Here is a 21,478-nt window from a genome sequence, read left to right as displayed (position 1 = left end):
GCGATTGAGCAGAAATTCCGGACCGCGTCGCCCTCTTCGCGGGTGAGCCCGCTCCCACAGGATCATCCGCCCCCCTTGGGCTGTGCGGCTTCTGTGAGTGCGGGCTCACTCGCGAAGGGCGCCAAGCGGCCCCAAAGATGGCGGAACGAGACACATGACTCCCTGGCTGACAGTAGTGGGCATCGGCGAAGACGGTTTCAGCGGCCTGGGCAAGCAAGCCCGGCGTGCGCTGCTGAGCGCTTCGCGGATCTTCGGCAGTCCGCGCCAATTGGCCCTGTTGCCACGCTGCGTGGTCGGCGAACGCTCGCACTGGCCAAGCCCCTTCTCACTGGCGCCGGTCCTGGCTCTGCGCGGCGAGCCCGTGTGTGTATTGGCCAGCGGCGATCCGATGTTCTATGGCGTGGGCGCAAGCCTTGCCCGCCAGGTGCCGGCCGAAGAGCTGCATGTGCTGTCGATGCCGTCCTCCTGCGCACTGGCTGCCGCGCGCCTGGGTTGGCCGCTGCAGGAGGTGCAGGTGGTGTCGGTCGTCGCCCGCCCCCTGGCCGCGCTCAACGCGCATCTCTACAGCGGCATGCGCCTTTTGGTATTGAGCAATGATGGCCAAAGCCCGGCAGCCGTCGCCCGACAACTGTGCGAACGCGGCTTCGGCCCGAGCCGCCTGCATGTACTGGAGCATCTGGGCGGCGCCGAGGAGCGCCATCTGCGCGGCACCGCCGAGGATTGGCCGCATGCGCGTACAGCCGACCTCAACGTGATCGCCATCGACTGCCAGGCCGCCATCGACACCCCACGACTATCGCCTGTCACCGGTTTGCCCGACAGCGCCTTTCGTCACGACGGCCAACTGACCAAGCGCGATGTGCGCGCCATCACCCTGGCACGCCTCGCGCCACAACCGGGCGAGCTGCTGTGGGATGTCGGTGCCGGCTGTGGCTCGATCGGCATCGAGTGGATGCGCGCCCATCCCAGCTGCCGCACGCTGGCCATCGAGGCCGATGAAGGCCGCCAAGGCCATATCGAATACAACCGCGACGCCCTGGGCGTACCGGGCCTGCAACTGATCCGTGGCAAAGCGCCCCAGGCCCTGGCCGATCTCGAGCGGCCCGATGCGATCTTCATCGGCGGCGGCGTGACCCGCGAGGGCGTGCTGCCCTTTTGCTGGGAGCGCCTGCGCCCCGGCGGGCGCCTGGTCGCCAACGCCGTGACCCTGCAAAGCGAGCTGGCGCTGGCCAACTTCCGCGAAGCCCATGGCGGCGAACTGACCCGCATCCACGTGGCCCATGCCCAGCCGTTGGGCAATTTCGATACCTGGCGCCAGGCTCTGCCGATCACCCTGCTCGACGTGGTGAAGCCCCTCGATGCGTGAAGAAACCCGCGAAAAAGCCGCGCCCCTGCGCAGCGGCCTCACCACTGGCAGCTGCGCCACCGCCACCAGCCTGGCGGCGGCTCGCCTGCTGCTCACCGGCGAATGCGACGATGCCGTGCGTATCACGCTGCCCAAGGGCAAGCAGGTGACCCTGCGCCTGGCGTTCTGCCGCCGCACCGACAACGGTGCCGAGGCCGGCACGATCAAGGATGCCGGCGACGATCCGGACGTGACCCACGGCGCATTGCTCTACACCCAGGTGCGGCTGCTCGAGCAGCCTGGCGTGCGCTTCGTCGCCGGTCAGGGCGTCGGCACCGTCACCCGTCCCGGCCTGGTGCTGGCGGTGGGCGAGCCTGCCATCAACCCAGTGCCACGGCGGATGATCAGCGAGCACCTGCAACAGCTCGCCGACGCCTGCGGCCATGGTGGTGGCTTCGAAGTGACGGTCAACGTGCGCGACGGCGAACAGCTCGCCCTCAAGACCATGAACCCACGCCTGGGCATCCTCGGGGGGTTGTCGATTCTCGGCACCAGCGGCATCGTCCGGCCTTTCTCCTGCTCGGCCTACATCGCCTCGATCCAACAAGGCATCGACGTCGCCCACACCAATGGCTATACCCACATCGCCGCCTGTACCGGCAATGCCAGCGAAGACACCATGCGCCAGGTCTACGGCCTGCCGGAAATCGCCCTGATCGAAATGGGCGACTTTGTCGGCGCGGTGCTCAAGCATTTGCGCAAGGTCCCGGTCGCCCGCCTGACCCTGTGCGGCGGCTTCGGCAAGATCAGCAAGCTGGCCGCCGGGCACATGGACCTGCACAGCCGCAGTTCGAGCATCGACCTGCCGCAATTGGCGGCCTGGGCGGCAGACATCGGCGCCGACGCCATCCTGCAAGCGGCGATCATCGCGGCCAACACCAGTCAGCAGGCCCTGGCCTTGGCCCACGCGGCCGGCGTCCCGCTCGGCGATGCGGTGTGCGCCCACGCCCTGGCCTTCGCGCGCAGCGTGGTGCCCGCGCAGGTGCAAGTCGAGGTGTTCGCCATCGACCGCCAAGGCGGCATCGTCGGCAAGGCGGGTGTGCAATGAGCCCGCGCATCCTGCTGCTCGGCGGCATCACCGAAGCCTTGGCCATCGCCCGCCAGCTGGGGCCCGAGCATATCTATAGCCTGGCCGGCATCGGCCGCGTCCCGCAGGATCTGACGTGCCAGGTGCGCGTCGGCGGTTATGGCGGCGCCGACGGCCTGGCGGTCTATCTGCGCGAGGCGCAGATCAGCCTGTTGATCGACGCGACCCACCCCTACGCCGCGCAAATCAGCCACAACGCAGCCCAGGCCGCACGCTACGCGGGCATCCCCTGCTGGGCTCTGCGCCGCCCGGCCTGGCAGGCGCAGCCTGGCGATGACTGGCGTGAAGTCGCTGACTGGGCCGGACTGATCGAAGCCCTGACCCCCTTCGAACGCCCTCTGTTCACCCTGGGGCGCGAGCCCCTGCAACACCTCGATGAGATCCCCGCGCACCAGTTCTGGACCCTACGCGCCCTCGAAACCTACCCAGGCAACGAGCGCTGCGAAGTGATCGGCGCCCGTGGACCGTTCAACCTGATGGACGAACGCGCCTTGTTCCAACGGCGCCGGATCGATGTGCTGGTGAGCAAGAACAGCGGCAGCACAGCCACCGAGCCCAAGCTGGAAGTGGCCAGGGAACAGGGCATACCGGTACTGGTGCTCAAGCGCCCGGTGTTGCCGGCGGTGGATCGCGTCTTCGATCAGGTGGCTGATCTGATGGCTGCGATCAGGCCATAGTCCAATGAAAATCGGGTCCCAGCATGGCACGTGAAAGCGCGGCCTGACGTCCTTGCTGGTATCCCCTCTCACACAAATTTAGCGGTGCCCCTTGTCGGGCGGGCTCTGCCGCGCGACACGCAGTACCGTCTCCAGGGGGCTGCCCCTGCGGCACTTCACCGCACCCCGGCACTTTTACCTATACTCGCCCTTACAATAGCCACCTGATTCCTGACCGGATCTCTCCCATGCCCCCACGTCGGCACATTGCCTGGATAGCCTGCCTTGCAGTGCTGTTCAACCTGCTGGCCATGCCGCTGTCTTCCGCCGCGCCCAAAGGTCCGGCCGAGCAGCTGCTGTGGGGGGCTTTCTGTTCGAGCATGGCGAACAAAGGCAAGGTCGATGTCCAGGCACTGGCCAAGATCGACCTGGGGCCGCAAAGCGACGACTCCGCCAGCCTGATGAACTGCTGGTGCTGCTCAGGCGCCGCGCCGCTGCTGGCACTGCCCGGCTACCCGCCGCAGCTGCACAACCCACCGTTGCTGCTCGGCAGCCACCTGGCGCCACCTGCCACCTACACTCCCACGCCGCGCCAGCTATGGCCGGCGCTCAATCCCCGAGCCTCTCCGATCGTCTGAGTTGACCACGCTGTCTGCCCGCACCTGAACAGATCGGAGACTCACCATGCTCAAGCAAGCCCTCGTCCTGGCCGCCCTGTTGCTGCCCGGCGCTTTCGCCAACGCCCACGAATACACCGTCGGCGACCTGCACATCGCCCATCCCTGGTCGTTGGAGCTGCCGCCCAATGCCCCCAACGTCGCGGCCTACTTCGTTGTTCACAACAACGGCCAGCAGGACGACCGCCTGCTCTCGGTCGACAGCCCCATCACCGACGACGCCCAGTTGCACGAGCACGCCAAGACCGCTGACGGCCTGATGAAAATGCAGCAGGTCTCCAGCGTGGCCGTCCCGGCCGGCCAAAACCTGACCTTCGCCCCCAGCGCCTATCACGTGATGCTGATGCAGCCCAAGGACCGCAGCCTGCTCATCGACGGCAAGCGCTTCCCGCTGACCCTGCACTTCGAGAAGGCCGGCGACATCACCGTCGAGGTGGCCGTGCAAAAGCAGCCGCCCGCCGACCAGCAAGGCCAGGCCCATACGCACTGACCGCTGACAGACGCTCGCCATGAGCCTGCCGCGCGACCGGTTCACCCGCTTAACCCGCCCTGATCGCAGGCGCCTGGGTGGTGGCTGGCTGAGCCTGTTCGCCATGTGGATGATCTTCATCGGCCCACTGGTTTCCCAGTCGATGCCGATGGATCACCACGCCGGCATGAACATGTCCACGCCGATGGACATGCCCATGGCAGCCGGGCATGACCACGGCGCCGACCACCATGGCCACGACGACGGCCAGTTGCATGTGGTCTGGGAAAAATGCGGCTACTGCACGCTGCTGTTCAATTGCCCGGCCCTGCCCCAGGCCCTCAGCCCGCTCAGTGCCGGCGTCGTACTTCCCCCCGCCCTACTCCCCGCACCGCCCCACCAGGGCCACGCCCGGCAGGCCGTCTTCCCTGGTGCGCGCAGCCGCGCGCCACCCGCCTCGATCAGCGCCTGAACACAACGCTATCGCACGAAGCCTGGAGGTTTCGCGCTCTTTCCTGACTGATCGACTGGAATCACTATGTCTGGCTGTACCCCTGTTTTTGCTCTTTCCCTGCGGGGAACGATCGCCGTGCTCTGCGGCTCTGTGCTCGCGCCCCTGGCCCTGGCCGCCGAAACCGGCCATGACGGCCATGCGCATGAGATGGCCGAGCTGAGCCCGACGGTCATCACCGCCATTGCCCCCAGCTCGCCGCTGACCGTGGTCACCAATCCCAAAGACCCACGCCAGCCGGTGCCGGCCAGCGATGGCGCCGACTATCTGAAAACCATTCCCGGCTTTTCGGCGATCCGCTCCGGCGGTACCAACGGCGATCCGGTGCTGCGTGGAATGTTCGGCTCACGCCTGAATATCCTCACCAACGGCGGCGTGATGCTGGGCGCCTGCCCCAACCGCATGGATGCGCCCACCTCGTACATCTCGCCGGAAACCTACGACCGCCTCACCGTGATCAAGGGCCCGCAAAGCGTCATCTGGGGCCCTGGCGGTTCCGCCGGCACCATCCTCTTCGACCGTGAACCCGAGTCCTTCGGGGCACTCGGCAGCCGGGTCAATGCCAGCCTGCTGGGAGGCTCCAACGGCCGCTTCGACAAGGTGCTCGATGCCGCCGCCGGCAACAGCCAGGGCTATGCCCGCTTTGTCGGCAACCAGTCGCGCTCGGATGACTACGACGACGGTCACGGCGATACCGTGCCGTCGCGCTGGGACAAATGGAACGGCGATGTAGCCCTGGGCTGGACGCCGGACGCCGATACCCTGCTGGAGCTCACCGCAGGCAAGGGTGACGGCGAAGCCCGCTATGCCGGACGCGGCATGGACGGCTCGCAGTTCAAGCGCGAGAGCCTGGGTCTGCGCTTCGAAAAATCCAACCTCGGCGAGGTGCTCGACAAGGTCGAAGCCCAGGTCTATTACAACTATGCCGACCATGTGATGGACAACTACAGCCTGCGCACGCCTTCCGGCAGCGGCATGATGGGCATGCCCATGGTCAGCAACGTCGATCGCCGCACCCTTGGCGCTCGCGTCAAAGCCACCTGGCGCTGGGCCGATGTACAACTGGTCAGCGGCCTCGACGCGCAAACCAACGAACACCGCAAACGCGGTGGCATGGGCATCGACGCACACAAAGGCCAGCCCTGGACCAAGGACGCCGACTTCCACAACTATGGCGTGTTCAGCGAGCTGACCTGGTACACCACCGGAAACGACCGCCTGGTCACCGGCGCCCGCCTCGATCGCGCCTCGGCCCGCGATTTTCGCCAAGGCAGCCCCACCGAGGGCGATACCCGCGCCGATACCCTGCCCAGCGGCTTCGTGCGCTACGAGCACGACCTGGCGGTGATTCCGGCAACCACGTATGTCGGCCTGGGTCATGCCCAGCGCTTCCCCGACTATTGGGAGCTGTTCTCGCCCAAGCGGGCGCCAGCCGGCGCGGCCAATGCCTTCGATGGCATCAAGCCGGAAAAAACCACCCAGGTGGATTTCGGCATCCAGTACCAGGACGAGCGCCTGGAAGCCTGGGCCTCTGGCTATGTCGGGCAGATCCGCGACTACATTCTGTTCGACTACCAAGGCATGAGCTCCCAAGCCCAGAACATCGACGCCCGCATCATGGGCGGCGAGCTCGGCGCCGCCTACAGGCTGACCGAGAACTGGAAGGCCGACGCCACTTTGGCCTATGCGTGGGGCAAGAACAGCAGCGACGACAAGGCGCTACCGCAGATGCCGCCGCTGGAAAGCCGTCTGGGGCTGACCTACAGCCGTGATCTGTGGAGCGTCGGGGCCTTGTGGCGCCTGGTCGCGGAGCAAAATCGCATCGCCGAGAACCAGGGCAACGTGGTCGGCAAGGACTACGAGAAGAGCGCAGGTTTCGGTGTGTTCTCGCTCAACGGTGCCTACAAGGTCAACCGCAACCTCAAGCTCAGTGCAGGCGTCGACAACCTGTTCGACAAGACCTACGCCGAGCACCTGAACCTGGCCGGCAATGCCGGGTTCGGCTATCCGGCCACGGACCCACAGCCGGTGAACGAGCCAGGTAGGACCTTCTGGACCAAGGTCGACATCAGCTTCTGACAACAACAAACAGGGCGCGGCGATCACCGCGCCCAAACCGGGTCATCTGGAGGTTCCATGAGCGGACAACGCATTTCCTTCTACAACCTGGCGTGGCGCTGGCATTTCTATGCCGGGCTGTTCGTCGCGCCTTTCATGATCCTGCTGGCGATCACCGGGATCATCTACCTGTTCAAGCCGCAGCTCGACCCAGTGCTGTACCGCGACCTGATGGTGGTCGAGGCCGGTCACCAACGCCAGGATGCCGACACCCTCCTGGCCCAGGTGCGCCAGGCTTATCCACAGGGCCACGTGGGCCAGTACCTGCCGCCGGCCAATGCCGAGCGCAGCGCCCAGTTCGTGGTGCACGACGGCGGGCGCGAGCTGAACGTGTTCATCGACCCCTACAGCGCCAAGGTGCTGGGCGAGCAGGACGCCAAGGAAAACCTGCAAGCCGTGGCCCGGGCCCTGCACGGTGAGTTGATGGTCGGCACCGTGGGCGATCGTCTGGTGGAACTGGCCGCCGGCTGGGGCATCGTGCTGGTGGTGTCCGGCCTGTACCTGTGGTGGCCACGTGGGCGCAGCAGCGCAGGCGTGCTGTGGCCGCGCCTGTCCGCCCGTGGCCGGGTGTTCTGGCGCGACCTGCACGCAGTCAGCGGCTTCTGGGGCTCGCTGCTGTTGTTGCTGATGCTGCTCAGCGGCATGACCTGGACCGGCCTGTGGGGCAAGCAGTATGCCGATCTGTGGAACCGCTTCCCGGCGGCCATGTGGAACGATGTGCCCACATCCGATCAACGGGCCGGCGCGCTGAACAACGCCCACCGCCAGACCGTGCCCTGGGCGCTGGAGAACACACCGATGCCGGTTTCCGGCGCCCATGCCGAACATGGCGCCCACCACGGCATGTCCAACGCACCGGCGGCGCCGCAGGTGAGCCTGCAGCAGGTCGAGGACCTGGCCACCACGCGCCAGGTCGAGCCCGGCTACAGCATCACCCTGCCGAGCTCGGCAAGCGGTGTGTTCACCATCGCAGTGTTCGCTGATGACCCGCGCAACGACGCCACCCTGCATGTGGACCAGTACACCGGCCAGGTACTGGCCGACGTGCGCTGGCAGGACTACAGCCCGGTCGCCCGTGCTACCGAGCTAGGCGTGATGCTGCATGAAGGCAAGATGTTCGGGCCGCTGAACCAGGCGATCATCCTGGTGGTGTGCCTGATGATCCTGCTGGGTTCGGTGAGCGGGCTGGTGATGTGGTGGAAGCGCCGGCCAGCAGGCGGGCTGGGTGTTCCGCCACTGCGCCATGACTTGCCCCGCTGGAAAACCGCCACGGTGGTCATGCTGGTGCTGGGCGTGGCCTTCCCGCTGGTGGGCGCCTCGATGCTGGTGATGTGGGTGGTCGACAGCCTGGTGGTGCGCCGACGGATCCTGGCCGGGGCTTGAAGACTGCTTGTCTGTGCCGCCTCTTTCGCGGGAAAAACCGCTCCGACAGATTTCAGTGATCCTCTGTGCGCGCGGGTTTACCCGCGAAAAGGGGCGGCACAGGCACCACGCTGCTACACAAAAATCGAGGCGATCTGCCGCGCCCCTGGACTGGAACGCGCGTGTTAGCCTACTTGGCTCTGCACAAGAAGACTGACCCACAACGGAATGCAGCCCATGACTCGGACCTCATCAACCTCCGCAGACGATTCACATCTGCAACGCAACCTGACCAACCGCCACATTCAGTTGATCGCCATCGGTGGCGCCATCGGCACGGGCCTGTTCATGGGCTCGGGCAAGACCATCAGCCTGGCGGGGCCGTCGATCATCTTCGTGTACATGATCATCGGCTTCATGCTGTTCTTCGTCATGCGTGCCATGGGCGAATTGCTGCTGTCGAACCTCAACTACAAGTCGTTCATCGACTTCTCCGCCGACCTGCTCGGCCCGTGGGCGGGCTACTTCACCGGCTGGACCTACTGGTTCTGCTGGGTGATCACCGGCATCGCCGATGTGATCGCCATCGCCGCCTACTCGCAGTTCTGGTTCCCCGACCTACCCCAGTGGATACCCGCGCTGATCTGCGTAGCCGTGCTGCTGTCGCTGAACCTGATCACAGTGAAGATGTTCGGCGAGGTCGAATTCTGGTTCGCCATGATCAAGATCGTCGCCATTGTCGGCCTGGTCGCCACCGGCCTGTACATGGTCGTCACTGGCTTCGAATCGCCGGCCGGGCGTACCGCGCAACTGGCCAACCTGTGGAACGATGGCGGGATGTTCCCCCATGGCCTGATGGGCTTCTTCGCCGGATTCCAGATCGCCGTGTTCGCCTTCGTCGGCATCGAATTGGTGGGCACCACCGCCGCAGAGGCGAAGAACCCCGAGCGCACTCTGCCACGGGCGATCAACTCGATTCCGGTGCGGATCATCGTGTTCTACGTGCTGGCGCTGATCGCGATCATGGCCGTCACCCCGTGGCGCGACGTGGTGCCAGGCAAGAGCCCGTTCGTCGAGCTGTTCGTCCTGGCTGGCCTGCCTGCTGCGGCAAGCATCATCAACTTCGTGGTGCTCACCTCGGCAGCCTCCTCGGCCAACAGCGGCGTGTTCTCCACCAGCCGCATGCTCTATGGTTTGTCCCAGGAAGGCGATGCGCCCAAGGCATTCGAAAAGCTGTCGCGCCGCGCCGTGCCGGCCAACGGCCTGTACTTCTCCTGCACCTGCCTGTTGCTGGGCGCTGCGCTGATCTACGTGATTCCTGACCTGGTCGAGGCGTTCACGCTGGTCACCACGGTCTCGGCGTTGCTGTTCATGTTCGTCTGGACGCTGATCCTGCTGTCGTACCTGAACTACCGCAAGCACCGCCCCGCATTGCACCAGGCCTCGAAGTACAAGATGCCCGGCGGACGCCTGATGTGCTATGTATGCCTGACGTTCTTTGCCTTCATCCTGGTGCTGTTGAGCCTGGAGGACGATACCCGCAAGGCCCTGATCTTCACGCCGCTGTGGTTCGTCATCCTCACCGCCACCTACCAGTTGGTGCGCAGCAAACGACACCCGCGCACCGCCGTGCGGGACACCCAGGACAGCTGAGCTGTCCTGGCCCAAGTACCGATCCTTGCGAGCCGCTGTCATGACCGCTGAAATCCGCGATGCCCTGCCCAATGACGTACCCGGCATCCTCGAGATCTACAACGACGCCGTGCGCAACACCACGGCGATCTGGAACGAGACGCCAGTCGACCTGGCCAACCGCCAGGCGTGGTTCGAGGCGCGTGCACAGCAGGGCTATCCGATCCTGGTGGCGGTGGATGACAGTGGCGTGTTGGGGTATGCCTCGTTCGGCGACTGGCGCCCCTTCGAAGGCTTTCGCCACACGGTCGAGCACTCGGTTTATATCCGGGGCGACCAGCGTGGCAAGGGCCTGGGGCCATTATTGATGAGCGCGTTGATCGATCGGGCGCGGGCGTGCGGAAAACATGTGATGGTCGCCGCCATCGAGAGCGGCAATGCGGCGTCGGTCCGCCTGCACGAGCGGCTGGGGTTCGTGGTGACCGGGCAGATGCCGCAGGTAGGGGTGAAGTTCGGCCGCTGGCTGGACCTGACGTTCATGCAGTTGATGCTCAACCCAGGCGCCAAGCCAAGCGCCTGACGGTCCAGTCGATGCGGTCTGTTCGCGGCTAAACCAGCATCCGCAGGGTTCGCGCGAAGCGGGTTTACCCGCGACCTATCCTGCGTTCAGAGGTGTATGAACCTGCCCAAACGCTGGCGCAGCATGCTGTTCTCACTGCGCAACTGTTGCACCTCATCGAGCAACTCCAGCGCCAGGGCCACCCCTTCCCATTCCAGCTCCAGGTCCCGGTGCAGCTTCACTGCCCGCCTGGCCAGCAGCGGTGCCTGATCATCGAACAACCAATCCTCCGGCGTTCGCCCCGAAGGTTCAACGATGCCGTGCTCGACGATTTCGATCACGCAGTCGGCCGTGATGTCGGCTTCCTGGCAGAGGGTTCGCATGTCCAGTTGAACGATCAGGGTGCTGCTCATGATCAACTACTCCATTGTGTCCTCGGGTTGAACGCAGCTTTCTCGGAAAGCTTGGTCCAGAGTTCGCGCGTGGCCGCATCCGACTGGCTAGGCATGACGATCTTGAGCTGGGCGTAAAGATCGCCGCGCTCGCCTTGCTTGTTGGCAAGGCCCATGCCCTTGACCCGCAGACGCTGGCCACTCTGGCTGTCGGGGCGGATGGTCAGGTTGATCTTGCCGGTCAGGGTCGGCACCGCCACCTTCGCGCCCAATGCCGCCTCCCAGGGGGCCAGGGGCACGGTGATGATCAGGTCATGGCCTTCGACATCGAACAGCGGGTGCGGTGCCATGCGGATGGTCAGGAACAGGTCGCCATTGGCACCGCCCCCGACACCGGGCGCGCCTTGACCCTTGAGGCGGATACGCTCGCCGTCCGTCACCCCGGCCGGGATCTTGACGTTGAGGGTCTTGGTGGTGAACCCGGTGCGCTGGCCCATGGCGTTGGTCTGCGGCACCTGGAAGCTGATCTGCTTGGATTCCTTGCTCAAGGTTTCTTCGAGGAAGATCGCCAGTTCCAGCTCCACGTCCTGTCCTCGCCTGCCCGCGCTGCGCTGCTGCTGACCCCGGCCAAAGGGATTGCCGCCCCGGCCGCCGAAGATCGAGCTGAAGAAATCGGAGAAGTCTCCGCCCTCGAAACCACCACCACCGCCACGGCTTTCCCAGCCTGGAGGCGCCTGGAACGGCCGGCCATGCTGGCCGCCGTACTTGCGGATCTCGTCGTACTCGGCGCGTTTCTGGGCGTCGCCCAGCACCTCGTAGGCCTCGTTGGCCTCCTTGAATTTGTCCTCGGCGTCACGCTCTTTGCTGACATCGGGGTGATACTTGCGGGCGAGCTTGCGGTAGGCGGCCTTGATCGCCTTTTCATCCGCGGTGGGCTCGACGCCGAGTATCTTGTAATAGTCTTTGAAGTCCATCTAAGGGATCACCGTTGGGAATTTTTACGATGTTTCTGAAGATTGGGGTCAAGCATAGCCTTTCAAGGTTCGCCTGGGGTTGTTCAAGAGCAGACGACCGGTCTTGATTTAGTCGGCCACTGGCATAAACTGCGCGGCCGTTTTGCCTCCGGAAGCTCCTCCCCATGTCTGACGTATCCCCGGCCCGTGCCTGTGGCATCGACTTCGGCACCTCCAATTCCACGGTCGGCTGGCACCGCCCCGGCCTGGAAACGCTGATCGCCCTGGAAGACGGCAAGATCACCCTGCCTTCGGTGGTGTTCTTCAATATCGAGGAGCGTCGTCCGGTCTACGGTCGTCTGGCGCTGCACGAGTACCTGGAAGGCTACGAAGGCCGTCTGATGCGCTCACTCAAGAGCCTGCTCGGTTCCAAGCTGATCAAGCACGACACCAGCGTGCTGGGCAGCGCCTTGCCGTTCAAAGACCTGCTGGGCATGTTCATCGGCGAGCTGAAAAAGCGCGCCGAAGCCAATGCCGGACGCAGCTTCGACGAAGTCGTGTTGGGCCGTCCGGTGTTCTTCGTGGATGAGGATCCGGCCGCCGACCAAGAAGCAGAAGACACCTTGGCCGAGGTGGCACGCAAGATCGGCTTCAAGGAGGTGTCGTTCCAGTACGAGCCGATCGCCGCGGCGTTCGACTACGAGTCGGGCATCAGCCGCGAGGAACTCGTGCTGATCGTCGATATCGGCGGCGGTACCTCGGACTTCACCTTGATCCGCCTGTCGCCGGAGCGCCACCTGGTAGCCGAGCGCCAGAGCGACATCCTCGCCACCGGCGGCGTGCATATCGGCGGGACCGATTTCGACAAGCAGTTGAGCCTGCAGGGCGTGATGCCGCTGTTCGGCTATGGCAGCCGGATGAAAAGCCAGGCGCTGATGCCCACCAGTTATCACCTGAACCTGGCCACCTGGCACACCATCAACGCGCTGTACTCGCAGAAATCCCAACTGGCCTTGGGCAGCATGCGCTACGACATCGAAGACACCCTGGGCATCGACCGCTTGTTCAAGCTGATCGAAGAGCGCGCCGGGCACTGGCTGGCGATGGAAGTGGAAGCCAGCAAGATCGAGCTGACCCACCAGGACAGTCGCCGCCTCGACCTGGGCCGCATCGAGCCGGAGCTGGCCGTGGAGTTGACCCGACCACTGTTCGAAGATGCCATCGAAGGTCTGCTCGCCCGCGTGCGCGGAAGCGTCACCGAACTGCTGAACAAGGCCGGCGTGAGCGAAAGCCAAGTGGACACCGTGTTCTTCACCGGCGGCTCCAGCGGCATTCCGGCGCTGCGCAACAGCGTAGCGGCCATGTTGCCCAATGCGCGGCATGTGGAAGGCAACATCTTCGGCAGTATCGGCAGCGGGTTGGCGATCGAAGCACGCAAGCGCTACGGCGCCGTCTAAAAGCTGCAAGCTATAAGCTGCAAGCTGCAAGAAGTGGGTGTCTCCACCGACTCGCTTTTACTTGCAGCTTGCAGCTTGAAGCTTCAAACCAGCTCAGCCCGCTTGAGCTCGCTTTTCAGGTACGCGTAGTAGATCGGCCCCGCCACGACGCCCGGCAGCCCGAACGCCGCCTCGAACACCAGCATCGCCAGCAGCAATTCCCACGACTTGGCACTGATCTGACCGCCCACGATCCGCGCGTTGAGGAAGTACTCGACCTTGTGGATGACGATCAGATAGCCCAACGCTGCCACCGCCACCCAGATCGACAACGAAAGCCCCACGATGGTGATCAGGGTGTTGGACATCAGGTTGCCGATCACCGGCAGCAGCCCCAGCAGGAAGGTCAGCACGATCAAGGTCTTGGTCAACGGCAGGTGCACCCCGAACAGCGGCATCACCACGGCCAGGAAGACACCGGTGAATGCGGTGTTGAGCAGGGAAATCTTGATCTGCGCGAAGACGATGTTGCGAAACGCCTGCACCAGCAGGCTCAGGCGCTCGAACAGCGCCGCAGCCAGGGGTTTGCGTCGGGAAATGTCGGGGATGCGCTGCAGGGCCACGATCGCGCCGAGGATCATGCCGATCAGCAAGGTGACGAACATGTGCGCCATGCCCTTGCCCACCAGTTGCAGCTCACCCAGGTGGCTCTTGAGCCAGTCGCCGATGGCCACTTTGAACTCGGCGGCGCTGGCCGGCAGGTACCCTTCGATGAACGGTGGTAACTGGCTGCGGGCGCGCTCCACCAGGGCCATGAATTTATCCAGCGAGGCGCCAGGGTTCTCCGCCTCGTGAAGCAGGAAACTGAAGGCCCCGGCGATCAGCAGCGTCAGCGTACTGACCACCAGGGTGCCAAGCAGCGCCACGGCCAACCAGCGCGCGCGTTGCCCAGCGATCACCGGCTGCAGGCGCGGCGTGAGCATGTTGACCAACTCGAACACCAGCAAGCCTGCCAGCAGGCTGGGCAACAACTTCAGGGGCAGCACCAGCAGCAGGCCGGCAAACACGATGATCCAGCTGGCCAGGGTAATCTGGCGGGGGGTGAAGGTCATACAGCCTCAACGGCGGACAACGGGAAAGAGCCGCAGTCTGCCAGCCTTCGCCAGACAAACATAGGCGCAGGTCATTTCTTCTTCAGGCAATCGCTCATGAAGGCTTTGCGCTCGTCTCCCTTGAGCGCCTTGGCGCTGGCATCGGCGTTGCAGGTTTTCATCTTTTCCTGCTGGGTGGCGGGCTTGGCTTTGAGACAGGTACTCATGAAGGCCTTGCGCTCGTCGCCCTTGAGGGCCTTCTCCGAGGCCTGGGCATTGCAGGTGGTCATTTTCTCCTGTTGGGCGGTGGCTGCGAAGCTCTGGGCACTGATCAACACACCCAACACCAGCAAAGGCACGTGCAGCATTTTCATGAAGCGATCTCCTTGTCTCCACGCTGCATGCGTGGTCGTCGAGCAGAGTGTAGCCAAGATTTTTCGCCGTCCGCTCAGGCCGTGCGCGCCCGGCGACGATACTGCTCGGGCGTGCAGCGGGCCTGGCGCTGGAACATGGCGATGAACGCCGAGGCGGTGCTATAGCCGAGGTCGAAGGCGATGGACTGGATCGACAGACCCGCCTCCAGCGCCTCGATGGCGCGCAGAAAGCGCAGGCGCAGGCGCCATTCACCGAAACTGATCCCCAGCTCACGCAGGAACTGGCGCGCCAAGGTGCGTTCGCTCACATGCACAAGGCCGGCCCACTCGGACAACGGGCGATTGTCGCCAGGCTCGGCATGCAAGGCTTCGAGCACCTGGCGCAGGCCTTCACTGCGGGCGAATGGCAGGTAGCAGGCCTGCGTCGGCGCAAGGTGCAACTGATCCAGCAGCACCTGGACCAGGCGCTGGTCGCGTTCGTCCTGGGCCACCTTGAGATCGCGTTGGGCGAAGTCGCCGAGGATGGCCTTGAGAATATCGCTGATCACCAGGGTGCAGGCCTGCTGGGGCAGGTCCTGGCACAGCTCGCTGGCCAAGTACACCGAACGGTAGACGATCGCCTGGGGGTTATAGCAGCCATGCTCGGTCCCTGGAGGCACCCACACGGCGTAATGGGGCGGCGAGACGAAGCGCTGGCCATCGACGTCCAGGTGCATGACGCCATGGGCTGCGTAGTTGAGTTGCCCCCAAGGATGACGATGCGGGGCGCTGTGGGTATCAGCGCCGAATTCGTCGTAGCGAAAGTACACCGGCGCCGGGAGTCGCTCGAAGGCAGGGATGTCGAGATATTTGCGGGCCATGTTGGCTGCTTCGAAGGGTGGGTTGTCTGGATGCGAGTATAGGCTTGTGAACAGACAAAGGATAATGACTGCCAGCTTGGGCCTGCCTGCACTTCGCGGCTCATCCGCGCCTACAGGAATACGCCGGACCTGTGGGAGCGGCTTTACCCGCGAAGGGCTTCAAGGCAGTCCCGAATTTTTGCAACACCCTCAGAGACTCACAGTTCCATGAATTACGCATTTCCCCTGCTGGCCATCCTCATCTGGGCCGGCAATACCGTGGTCACCAAGCTTTCGGCCGGGGCGATCTTCCCTGCCGAGATCGGCTTCTACCGCTGGTTGCTGGCAGGCCTGTTGTTCACGCCGTTCCTGCTGCCCCAGGTCTTGCGCAACCGCGCCGCGATCGCCCCACACCTTGGCAAGATCTTCGTCCTTGGTGTGCTGGGCATGGCCATGTACCAGAGCCTGGCCTACTTCGCCGCAGGCATCACCAGCGCCACCAACATGGGCATCATCCTCTCGCTGATGCCGCTGATGTCCCTGGCCCTGGCCATCGCCTGGCTCGGCCAACACCTGACCTTCGGTGCACTGTGCGGCGCGTTGTTATCGTTCATCGGCGTGCTGGAAGTGGTCTCGGCCGGCAAACCCAGTGCCTTGCTGCAGCAAGGCCTCAACAGCGGCGACCTATTGATGCTGGTGGCCACCTTTGCCTACGCGCTGTACAGCTTCCTTCTGAAGAAATGGCAACTGCGCCTGCCGGCGATGCAATTGCTGTACTTGCAAGTGGTGGTGGCGATCTTCGTGCTGCTGCCGTTGTTTTTGCTGTCACCGAAAACCGGGCTGAATGCCCAGAACATCGGCCTGGTGCTGTACGCCTGCGTGCTCGCCTCCATGGTGGCGCCACGGGTATGGATGCAGGCCGTGCATCGCCTGGGGCCCAGCCGCACCACGCTGTTCTTCAACCTGCTGCCGGTGGTGACGGCAGTGATCGCCGCCGTGGTGCTGGACGAGCAGTTGGCCAGCTATCACCTGTATGGCGGCCTGCTGACATTGGCGGGCGTGCTGTTGGCCGAACGCTGGACCACACCTGTACGCCGGCCTGTTACAGCCCCGCAGCCTTGAGCCGGGCAGCGTGTTCGGTGAACAGGCGCACCGGGTCGGCGCCCCTGCCCACCGCGCCGAGGGATTGATTGACGATGTCCAGATGATCGAGCGGGTAGTCATCGCCGATCACCTGGCCAAGATGCGAGCTGAAACGCCCGACCATGCCGTCGCACTGGCCTTTCTCATGCTCGAACGTTCGGGCGAACAGACGACAGAAGCGGTTGCTGGCGTCGAAGCGATTGCGCCCCTGATCGGTACGCCCCGGCTGCAAGGTGCCGGACCAGGAGTAATAGCGCACGCCATTGACCTCGGCATCGCCCTGCCCGCCCCAAGTGACAGGCAGGCCCTGTGGATAAGCCCGGTTGAAGCGGGCCACACCGGCAGTGGTGAAGGACTGGTGCGAGGCATGCACATCGATCGGCAGCGGGTCACGGCGCCAGCCGGTTTCCAGCCAGACCAACAGCACCGCCATGCCATGCAGCACGGCTTTGAGCATCCGCCCTTGGGCTGAGTCTCCCGGGGCCTTGCGTTCCAGGTAGTCGGCCAGTTCCGAGCCTTGGTTGGGCCCTGCCACCGAGGTCACCGAGGCGACCCGGTCGGGCCGTTTCGCCGCGGCGTAGCGGGCGCTGAGGGCTCCCTGGCTGTGGCCGATCAGGTTGACGCGCGCAGCGCCGGTGCGCCCGCAGATGTCCTCGATGATCGCCAGCAATTGCTCGCCGCGCAGCTCACTGGAATGCAGCGGCGAGACCTGCACCGCAAAGACCTGCGCCCCGCCCCGGCGCAATGCCGGGACGATGCCGAACCAGTAGGGATAGAGCAGCAGCCGCACGAAGCCGAGCATGCCCGGCACCAGCACCAACGGGTAACGCGTGGCAAGTTCCTGGCTCATTCCCTGCCCTCTGCCTGGATCGTAGGCCAACACTACAAGGCCGTGCCGGCGCGATGCAATCGAACTCCTGAGGCGCCCTGCGGTTCCAACCAGAACACCCCTGAGCAAGGAGCCGGACCATGTACAGAAAGACCCTGGCCATCCTGTTGGCAAGCGCGGCGCTGGCCGCCTGCGGCAGCCATCCGGAAAACCCGGTGGATTACGTGACCTACCGTGACGAGCCGCTGGTCAAGCAAGTGGAAAACGGCATGACCATGCAGAAGGTCATCGCCATCGGCGGCAGCCCGTCGAACGCTACCGACCTGCCCAATGGCGGTACCTGCAATGACTACATCCTCAACCGCGACGGCCACCAACAGCCCTACTACGTGCGCTTCGACGCCACCGGTCATGTCGACGCCAAGGGCTTCAAGACCTGCAAGCAACGAGAAGAGGACCGCGAGGCCGTACCCGGCGCGTGAGCCCTCCCTGACGCACCGTGAATACCCTGATCCTTTCGGAGACGAACATGAACGCTATTGAACTGACCGATGTCCGGACCCTGCGCGAGCGTGCCCGACAACATGTCGAACAAGGCGCCGTGACCGAGGGTTACAACGCCGACCGGGACAAGATCCTTACCCTCCTCAACGAGGCGCTGGCCACAGAGCTGGTCTGCAACTTGCGCTACAAGCGCCATTACTTCATGGCCAGCGGGATCAAGGCCAGCGTCGCTGCCGACGAATTCCTCGAGCATGCCACCCAGGAGGCCGAGCATGCCGACAGGCTGGCCGAGCGAATCGTCCAGTTGGGCGGCGAGCCGGATTTCAACCCCGACAACCTGAGCAAGCGCTCCCACGCCCAGTACGTGGCCGGCAGCACACTCAAGGAGATGGTGCTGGAAGACTTGGTGGCCGAGCGCATCGCCATCGACAGCTACCGTGAAATCATCCAGTACATCGGTGAGAAGGACCCGACCACTCGGCGTATCTTCGAGGATATTCTGGCCCAGGAAGAAGAACATGCCGATGACATGGCGGACCTCTTGAAAGGGTTGTAAGCCAGTTTGGGGGCTGCTCTGCAGCCCTCGCGAAGAAACCCGCTCCCGCAAGCCCTGCAGTGCCGTCAGTCACACCGCTATCTGTGGAGCGGGCTTACCCGTGAAGCCTGTCTCGGCGCCCGCACTCGTCACCGATCACTTTTTCTTGCCCTTCACCGCACTCGGCGCCTTGCCTGCCTTCATTTGCTCCAGCAGCGGTGTGCACTGGTTGGGCACATCATCTCCCGGTGCGATCAGCGCCAGCAGCCCGGCCGCAGGTCCCATGGCCACGCCCAGGGCGACCATCCCTGCCCCGCGAAGCGCCAGCGGAACCGCCTGCACCCCAGCGCTGGGCTTGGCGAACGGCCCCCGCACGTAGAGCGGGGATCGCAGGGAGAACAGGCGCAGCCCTTTGGATTCAGGCGTGATCTTCAGGTCCAGTTGCTCGGTGGCAAAATTCGCCGTGCCATTGATGTAGATGATCGCGTTTTCGGTGTCGAAGACGAACAGGCGCGTGGTCGCCAACCCGTCCTTGATACCCACGTTGGCCGCCGCACAGTTGATCTTCACCTCCTCGTCGCCGAACAGCTTGCCAATCACATAGTTGCCCACGTTGAGCCCGGCGATTTCCATCAGGCTGCGGCTGATGGCGCCGTCGTTGATCAACAGGCTCAGATCACCATTGGAAGTGCCCAGCAAGGCCGCCACCGAATTGCCACGTCCGCTGAGGTCGGCATCGCCATTGAGTTCGCCGAAACTGGTCTGCATGGGCGCAAAGCTTGGGAACAACTGCTTGAGTTTGAAGCCCCGGGCGCTCAGGCGCGCCCGCCCCTGCATCGGCACGCTGCGCCCGTCCAGGCGTATGTTCGCGTTCAAGTTGCCGCCCGCCACGCCAAAACGCAGAGGCTCCAGACGCAACAGGCCGTCCTCCAGCAATACGTGGGCGGAGAGGTCCTTGAACGGCAATTGCTCGCTGTGCACGATGCGTTTGCCGCTGAAGGTGACGTCCGCATCCATCGCGCGCCAGCGCTCGGTCCGGAACTCCTCTACCGGCAGTACCTTTCCGGTCGGCTGCTTGCTGGCGCCGCCCCGGGCCTTCTGCTCGGCGTTGGAGTCGGCGCCGATCAGCGGCGCCAGGTCCTTGAACAGCAACTGCTCGGACACCAGGTTGCCAGAGAGCTTCGGTCGTGGCTGGCTGGCGACGAACGTCAGGTCGCCGTGGATATCGCTGTCGCCGATCTTGCCGTTGAAGCCTTCATAGCGAAACCGCGCCCCCTGGGCATCGTGCAGGTTGGCGGTGAGGTGACCGTCGGTTGCGTAGGCCGGGGTGTCTGGCAGGGTCACACCCGTGAGGGGGTACAGATTGCCCAGGCTGCTGCCGGACAAGCGCAGGCGCAGATCGAGCGCCCCCAGGTTGCGCGGGTCGGTCAGGGTGCCGGCGAGCGCCACCCGGGTATCGCCGATCCGCGCGTCGGCCTGCAGCGGAAAGGGCTGGCTGGCGTCCTGCAAGGCCAGCAGACCGCCGATCTTGCCCGTGCCGGAGACCGGCTGGCCTTTGTAGGTGCCTTGGGCCTTGAGGCCAAAGGCGTAATCCTGGGCAACGCCGGTCTTCTCGGCACGGGCCTTGCCGACGATCTCGCTGAAGGGGATCGGCTTGCCCAGCGGATCGATCTGGACCTTCATGCGGGTTTTCAGCGTCTGGTCATCGAAACTGACGTTGCCTTGATCGAAGCCGATGGCGCCGATGTCCAGCACCCAGGGAGAGGGTTGGGCGTTCTCATCCTTGGGGCCGAGGTCGAAAGTCCAGTTGGCCCGGCCATCGGCCAAGCGCGTCAGGCTGGCGGTAGGCTTGGTGAGGTCGATGCGTGGAATGACGATCTGCTGGAATACCAGCGGCACCGGCGACAGACGAAACGTTACACGCTCAAGGCCGACCATGCGCGGCGCTTCGAGCCAGTCGGGGTTGCCGAGGGTCAAGTCCTCGGCCACGAAGTGCGGCCAGGGGATCCAGGCGCGCCAACCGCCCTCTGAAGGTTCACGGTGCCATTGCACGGCCAGATTGCCGTTGATCGCAAAAGGGCGGTGCAGGGCTTCGGAGACCTTCTCGTTGAGCAGCGGCTTCACGCGGTTCCAGTCGAACGTGGCGATTACCACCACCAGTATCGCCAGCAGGGTCAACAGGCTGGTGAGGATCCAGGTAAGGATGCGCAAGGGACGCGTCATTGCGTAATTCTCCTGACTGCATGGCACAAAACGGGCACCGCGATGGCACTCATTATGTCGGACTGACGAAAGCGCGCCGGGTTTAATCGATGGCGATCATAAACCGGCCCGAGCGGTCGGTGCGCGGGCCTCAACCACCGGTGACACTCCAGTCGAACTTCTCTGAAAGCACTGAGCCAGAGCCGCTCAAGCGGTGTATCAATGGCATCGATTGTTACCATTACCCGGATGAACTTTTCTCTGGCGTTACCGAGCGTAGCATTGGCCTCGTACCCACTTTTCCCAGCCCCCTAGAGGAGCACCGAGATCATGAAACGCCATCTGCTGCTGAGCCTGACCCTGACAGCCCTTGCCGCCAACGCCTTCGCCTTGCCGGCTGCCGAACAACATCTTACGGCTGAATCCCGGTCCAGCGCTGCCACCGTCAGCCAGCCACTCAATACCCTGGCAGAAGGCGGCTCCGATCGCCTGATCGAGCGCAACAACCGCGTCGCCGAGGGTGGCTCCGATCGCCTGATCGAGCGTAACAACCGCGTCGCCGAAGGCGGCTCCGATCGCCTGATCGAACGCAACAACCGCGTCGCCGAAGGCGGCTCCGATCGCCTGATCGAGCGTAACAACCGCGTCGCCGAGGGTGGTTCCGATCGCCTGATCGAGCGTAACAACCGCGTCGCCGAGGGTGG

General features: G+C 64.3%; 22 protein-coding genes. 15 read left to right on the top strand and 7 right to left on the bottom strand.

Annotated features, from left to right (window positions below; all coding sequences use genetic code 11):
* Positions 1-154: 154 nt before the first annotated feature.
* The 10 genes from DQ397_RS16340 to DQ397_RS16295 all read left to right on the top strand — a co-directional run bounded on the left by DQ397_RS16340 (position 155) and on the right by DQ397_RS16295 (position 10,497).
* A complete protein-coding gene (locus tag DQ397_RS16340; RefSeq protein ID WP_043207934.1) occupies positions 155-1,366 on the top strand; it encodes a bifunctional cobalt-precorrin-7 (C(5))-methyltransferase/cobalt-precorrin-6B (C(15))-methyltransferase in 1,212 nt (403 codons plus the stop codon).
* Entirely contained in the window at positions 1,359-2,453 is a 1,095-nt protein-coding gene (locus tag DQ397_RS16335; protein ID WP_043207936.1) for a cobalt-precorrin-5B (C(1))-methyltransferase, read from the top strand. Before DQ397_RS16340 ends, DQ397_RS16335 begins: the two co-directional genes overlap by 8 nt.
* On the top strand, positions 2,450-3,169 hold the full coding sequence (locus DQ397_RS16330) for a cobalt-precorrin-6A reductase (RefSeq protein ID WP_043207938.1): 720 nt from the start codon (positions 2,450-2,452) through the stop codon (positions 3,167-3,169). The genes DQ397_RS16335 and DQ397_RS16330 overlap by 4 nt, the downstream gene beginning before the upstream one ends.
* 227 nt (positions 3,170-3,396) lie before the next feature.
* Positions 3,397-3,786: a DUF2946 domain-containing protein gene (locus tag DQ397_RS16325; protein ID WP_043207939.1), complete on the top strand. Its 390-nt coding sequence runs from the start codon at positions 3,397-3,399 to the stop codon at positions 3,784-3,786.
* Positions 3,787-3,832: 46 nt separating this feature from the next.
* Positions 3,833-4,315, top strand: a complete 483-nt coding sequence (locus DQ397_RS16320; RefSeq protein ID WP_043207941.1) for a copper chaperone PCu(A)C — start codon at positions 3,833-3,835, stop codon at positions 4,313-4,315.
* Positions 4,316-4,334: 19 nt separating this feature from the next.
* Complete coding sequence (locus DQ397_RS16315; RefSeq protein ID WP_043207942.1) at positions 4,335-4,766, top strand: DUF2946 domain-containing protein; 432 nt, start codon at positions 4,335-4,337, stop codon at positions 4,764-4,766.
* A 66-nt stretch (positions 4,767-4,832) separates the two neighbouring features.
* Entirely contained in the window at positions 4,833-6,884 is a 2,052-nt protein-coding gene (locus DQ397_RS16310) for a TonB-dependent copper receptor (RefSeq protein ID WP_043207943.1), read from the top strand.
* 57 nt (positions 6,885-6,941) lie between these two features.
* Entirely contained in the window at positions 6,942-8,306 is a 1,365-nt protein-coding gene (locus tag DQ397_RS16305) for a PepSY domain-containing protein (protein WP_043207945.1), read from the top strand.
* Positions 8,307-8,522: 216 nt separating this feature from the next.
* Positions 8,523-9,938, top strand: coding sequence for a D-serine/D-alanine/glycine transporter (gene cycA / locus DQ397_RS16300; protein ID WP_043207947.1), 1,416 nt, complete (start codon positions 8,523-8,525; stop codon positions 9,936-9,938).
* A gap of 40 nt (positions 9,939-9,978) precedes the next feature.
* Entirely contained in the window at positions 9,979-10,497 is a 519-nt protein-coding gene (locus tag DQ397_RS16295) for a GNAT family N-acetyltransferase (protein WP_043207949.1), read from the top strand.
* Between the two features lie 86 nt (positions 10,498-10,583).
* Here the strand turns inward: DQ397_RS16295 and DQ397_RS16290 are convergent, their stop codons facing one another.
* Positions 10,584-10,889 (bottom strand): chaperone modulator CbpM, encoded by a 306-nt coding sequence (locus DQ397_RS16290; RefSeq protein WP_043207952.1) that lies wholly within the window; start codon positions 10,887-10,889, stop codon positions 10,584-10,586.
* A gap of 2 nt (positions 10,890-10,891) precedes the next feature.
* A complete protein-coding gene (cbpA, locus tag DQ397_RS16285) occupies positions 10,892-11,842 on the bottom strand; it encodes a curved DNA-binding protein (protein WP_043207955.1) in 951 nt (316 codons plus the stop codon).
* A gap of 164 nt (positions 11,843-12,006) precedes the next feature.
* Here cbpA and DQ397_RS16280 point away from each other — a divergent pair, with 164 nt between their 5' ends.
* Positions 12,007-13,278, top strand: coding sequence for an Hsp70 family protein (locus DQ397_RS16280; protein WP_043207958.1), 1,272 nt, complete (start codon positions 12,007-12,009; stop codon positions 13,276-13,278).
* Positions 13,279-13,361: 83 nt separating this feature from the next.
* Here DQ397_RS16280 and DQ397_RS16275 read toward each other — a convergent pair whose 3' ends face one another.
* From DQ397_RS16275 to DQ397_RS16265, 3 genes are all read right to left on the bottom strand, one after another.
* Positions 13,362-14,369, bottom strand: coding sequence for an AI-2E family transporter (locus tag DQ397_RS16275; RefSeq protein WP_043207960.1), 1,008 nt, complete (start codon positions 14,367-14,369; stop codon positions 13,362-13,364).
* Positions 14,370-14,440: 71 nt separating this feature from the next.
* Positions 14,441-14,722: a PsiF family protein gene (locus DQ397_RS16270; RefSeq protein ID WP_043207962.1), complete on the bottom strand. Its 282-nt coding sequence runs from the start codon at positions 14,720-14,722 to the stop codon at positions 14,441-14,443.
* A 74-nt stretch (positions 14,723-14,796) separates the two neighbouring features.
* Positions 14,797-15,582 (bottom strand): helix-turn-helix domain-containing protein, encoded by a 786-nt coding sequence (locus tag DQ397_RS16265; RefSeq protein WP_043207965.1) that lies wholly within the window; start codon positions 15,580-15,582, stop codon positions 14,797-14,799.
* Positions 15,583-15,789: 207 nt separating this feature from the next.
* Between DQ397_RS16265 and DQ397_RS16260 the strand changes: the two genes are divergently transcribed.
* Positions 15,790-16,683 carry a DMT family transporter gene (locus DQ397_RS16260; protein ID WP_043207967.1) on the top strand — a complete coding sequence of 298 codons (894 nt, stop codon included), beginning with the start codon at positions 15,790-15,792 and terminating at the stop codon, positions 16,681-16,683.
* On the opposite strand, the gene DQ397_RS16255 is transcribed toward DQ397_RS16260, so the two are convergent.
* Entirely contained in the window at positions 16,664-17,554 is an 891-nt protein-coding gene (locus DQ397_RS16255; RefSeq protein ID WP_043207969.1) for a triacylglycerol lipase, read from the bottom strand. The two genes, DQ397_RS16260 and DQ397_RS16255, sit on opposite strands and share 20 nt — an antisense overlap.
* Before the next feature lie 119 nt (positions 17,555-17,673).
* Between DQ397_RS16255 and osmE the strand changes: the two genes are divergently transcribed.
* Positions 17,674-18,015 (top strand): osmotically-inducible lipoprotein OsmE, encoded by a 342-nt coding sequence (osmE, locus tag DQ397_RS16250; protein ID WP_043207971.1) that lies wholly within the window; start codon positions 17,674-17,676, stop codon positions 18,013-18,015.
* Between the two features lie 47 nt (positions 18,016-18,062).
* Positions 18,063-18,593 carry a bacterioferritin gene (locus DQ397_RS16245; protein WP_043207973.1) on the top strand — a complete coding sequence of 177 codons (531 nt, stop codon included), beginning with the start codon at positions 18,063-18,065 and terminating at the stop codon, positions 18,591-18,593.
* 135 nt (positions 18,594-18,728) lie between these two features.
* Here DQ397_RS16245 and DQ397_RS16240 read toward each other — a convergent pair whose 3' ends face one another.
* Positions 18,729-20,795 (bottom strand): AsmA family protein, encoded by a 2,067-nt coding sequence (locus DQ397_RS16240; protein WP_043207975.1) that lies wholly within the window; start codon positions 20,793-20,795, stop codon positions 18,729-18,731.
* A 309-nt stretch (positions 20,796-21,104) separates the two neighbouring features.
* On the opposite strand from DQ397_RS16240, the gene DQ397_RS16235 reads away from it, so the two are divergent.
* The coding region (locus tag DQ397_RS16235; RefSeq protein ID WP_148921586.1) for a phage infection protein at positions 21,105-21,478 on the top strand (374 nt) is incomplete at its 3' end.

The sequence above is a fragment of the Pseudomonas sp. CK-NBRI-02 genome, assembly GCF_008124495.1.
GTDB lineage: Bacteria > Pseudomonadota > Gammaproteobacteria > Pseudomonadales > Pseudomonadaceae > Aquipseudomonas > Aquipseudomonas guariconensis.
This window is presented reverse-complemented; position numbering and strand designations above follow the sequence as displayed.

Bases quoted from the DNA above. Each gene is read 5' to 3' on its own strand.
- DQ397_RS16340 (WP_043207934.1), top strand. From the start codon at position 155: ATGACTCCCTGGCTGACAGTAGTGGGCATCGGCGAAGACGGTTTCAGC.
- DQ397_RS16335 (WP_043207936.1), top strand. From the start codon at position 1,359: ATGCGTGAAGAAACCCGCGAAAAAGCCGCGCCCCTGCGCAGCGGCCTC.
- DQ397_RS16330 (WP_043207938.1), top strand. From the start codon at position 2,450: ATGAGCCCGCGCATCCTGCTGCTCGGCGGCATCACCGAAGCCTTGGCC.
- DQ397_RS16325 (WP_043207939.1), top strand. From the start codon at position 3,397: ATGCCCCCACGTCGGCACATTGCCTGGATAGCCTGCCTTGCAGTGCTG.
- DQ397_RS16320 (WP_043207941.1), top strand. From the start codon at position 3,833: ATGCTCAAGCAAGCCCTCGTCCTGGCCGCCCTGTTGCTGCCCGGCGCT.
- DQ397_RS16315 (WP_043207942.1), top strand. From the start codon at position 4,335: ATGAGCCTGCCGCGCGACCGGTTCACCCGCTTAACCCGCCCTGATCGC.
- DQ397_RS16310 (WP_043207943.1), top strand. From the start codon at position 4,833: ATGTCTGGCTGTACCCCTGTTTTTGCTCTTTCCCTGCGGGGAACGATC.
- DQ397_RS16305 (WP_043207945.1), top strand. From the start codon at position 6,942: ATGAGCGGACAACGCATTTCCTTCTACAACCTGGCGTGGCGCTGGCAT.
- cycA (WP_043207947.1), top strand. From the start codon at position 8,523: ATGACTCGGACCTCATCAACCTCCGCAGACGATTCACATCTGCAACGC.
- DQ397_RS16295 (WP_043207949.1), top strand. From the start codon at position 9,979: ATGACCGCTGAAATCCGCGATGCCCTGCCCAATGACGTACCCGGCATC.
- DQ397_RS16290 (WP_043207952.1), bottom strand. From the start codon at position 10,889: ATGAGCAGCACCCTGATCGTTCAACTGGACATGCGAACCCTCTGCCAG.
- cbpA (WP_043207955.1), bottom strand. From the start codon at position 11,842: ATGGACTTCAAAGACTATTACAAGATACTCGGCGTCGAGCCCACCGCG.
- DQ397_RS16280 (WP_043207958.1), top strand. From the start codon at position 12,007: ATGTCTGACGTATCCCCGGCCCGTGCCTGTGGCATCGACTTCGGCACC.
- DQ397_RS16275 (WP_043207960.1), bottom strand. From the start codon at position 14,369: ATGACCTTCACCCCCCGCCAGATTACCCTGGCCAGCTGGATCATCGTG.
- DQ397_RS16270 (WP_043207962.1), bottom strand. From the start codon at position 14,722: ATGAAAATGCTGCACGTGCCTTTGCTGGTGTTGGGTGTGTTGATCAGT.
- DQ397_RS16265 (WP_043207965.1), bottom strand. From the start codon at position 15,582: ATGGCCCGCAAATATCTCGACATCCCTGCCTTCGAGCGACTCCCGGCG.
- DQ397_RS16260 (WP_043207967.1), top strand. From the start codon at position 15,790: ATGAATTACGCATTTCCCCTGCTGGCCATCCTCATCTGGGCCGGCAAT.
- DQ397_RS16255 (WP_043207969.1), bottom strand. From the start codon at position 17,554: ATGAGCCAGGAACTTGCCACGCGTTACCCGTTGGTGCTGGTGCCGGGC.
- osmE (WP_043207971.1), top strand. From the start codon at position 17,674: ATGTACAGAAAGACCCTGGCCATCCTGTTGGCAAGCGCGGCGCTGGCC.
- DQ397_RS16245 (WP_043207973.1), top strand. From the start codon at position 18,063: ATGAACGCTATTGAACTGACCGATGTCCGGACCCTGCGCGAGCGTGCC.
- DQ397_RS16240 (WP_043207975.1), bottom strand. From the start codon at position 20,795: ATGACGCGTCCCTTGCGCATCCTTACCTGGATCCTCACCAGCCTGTTG.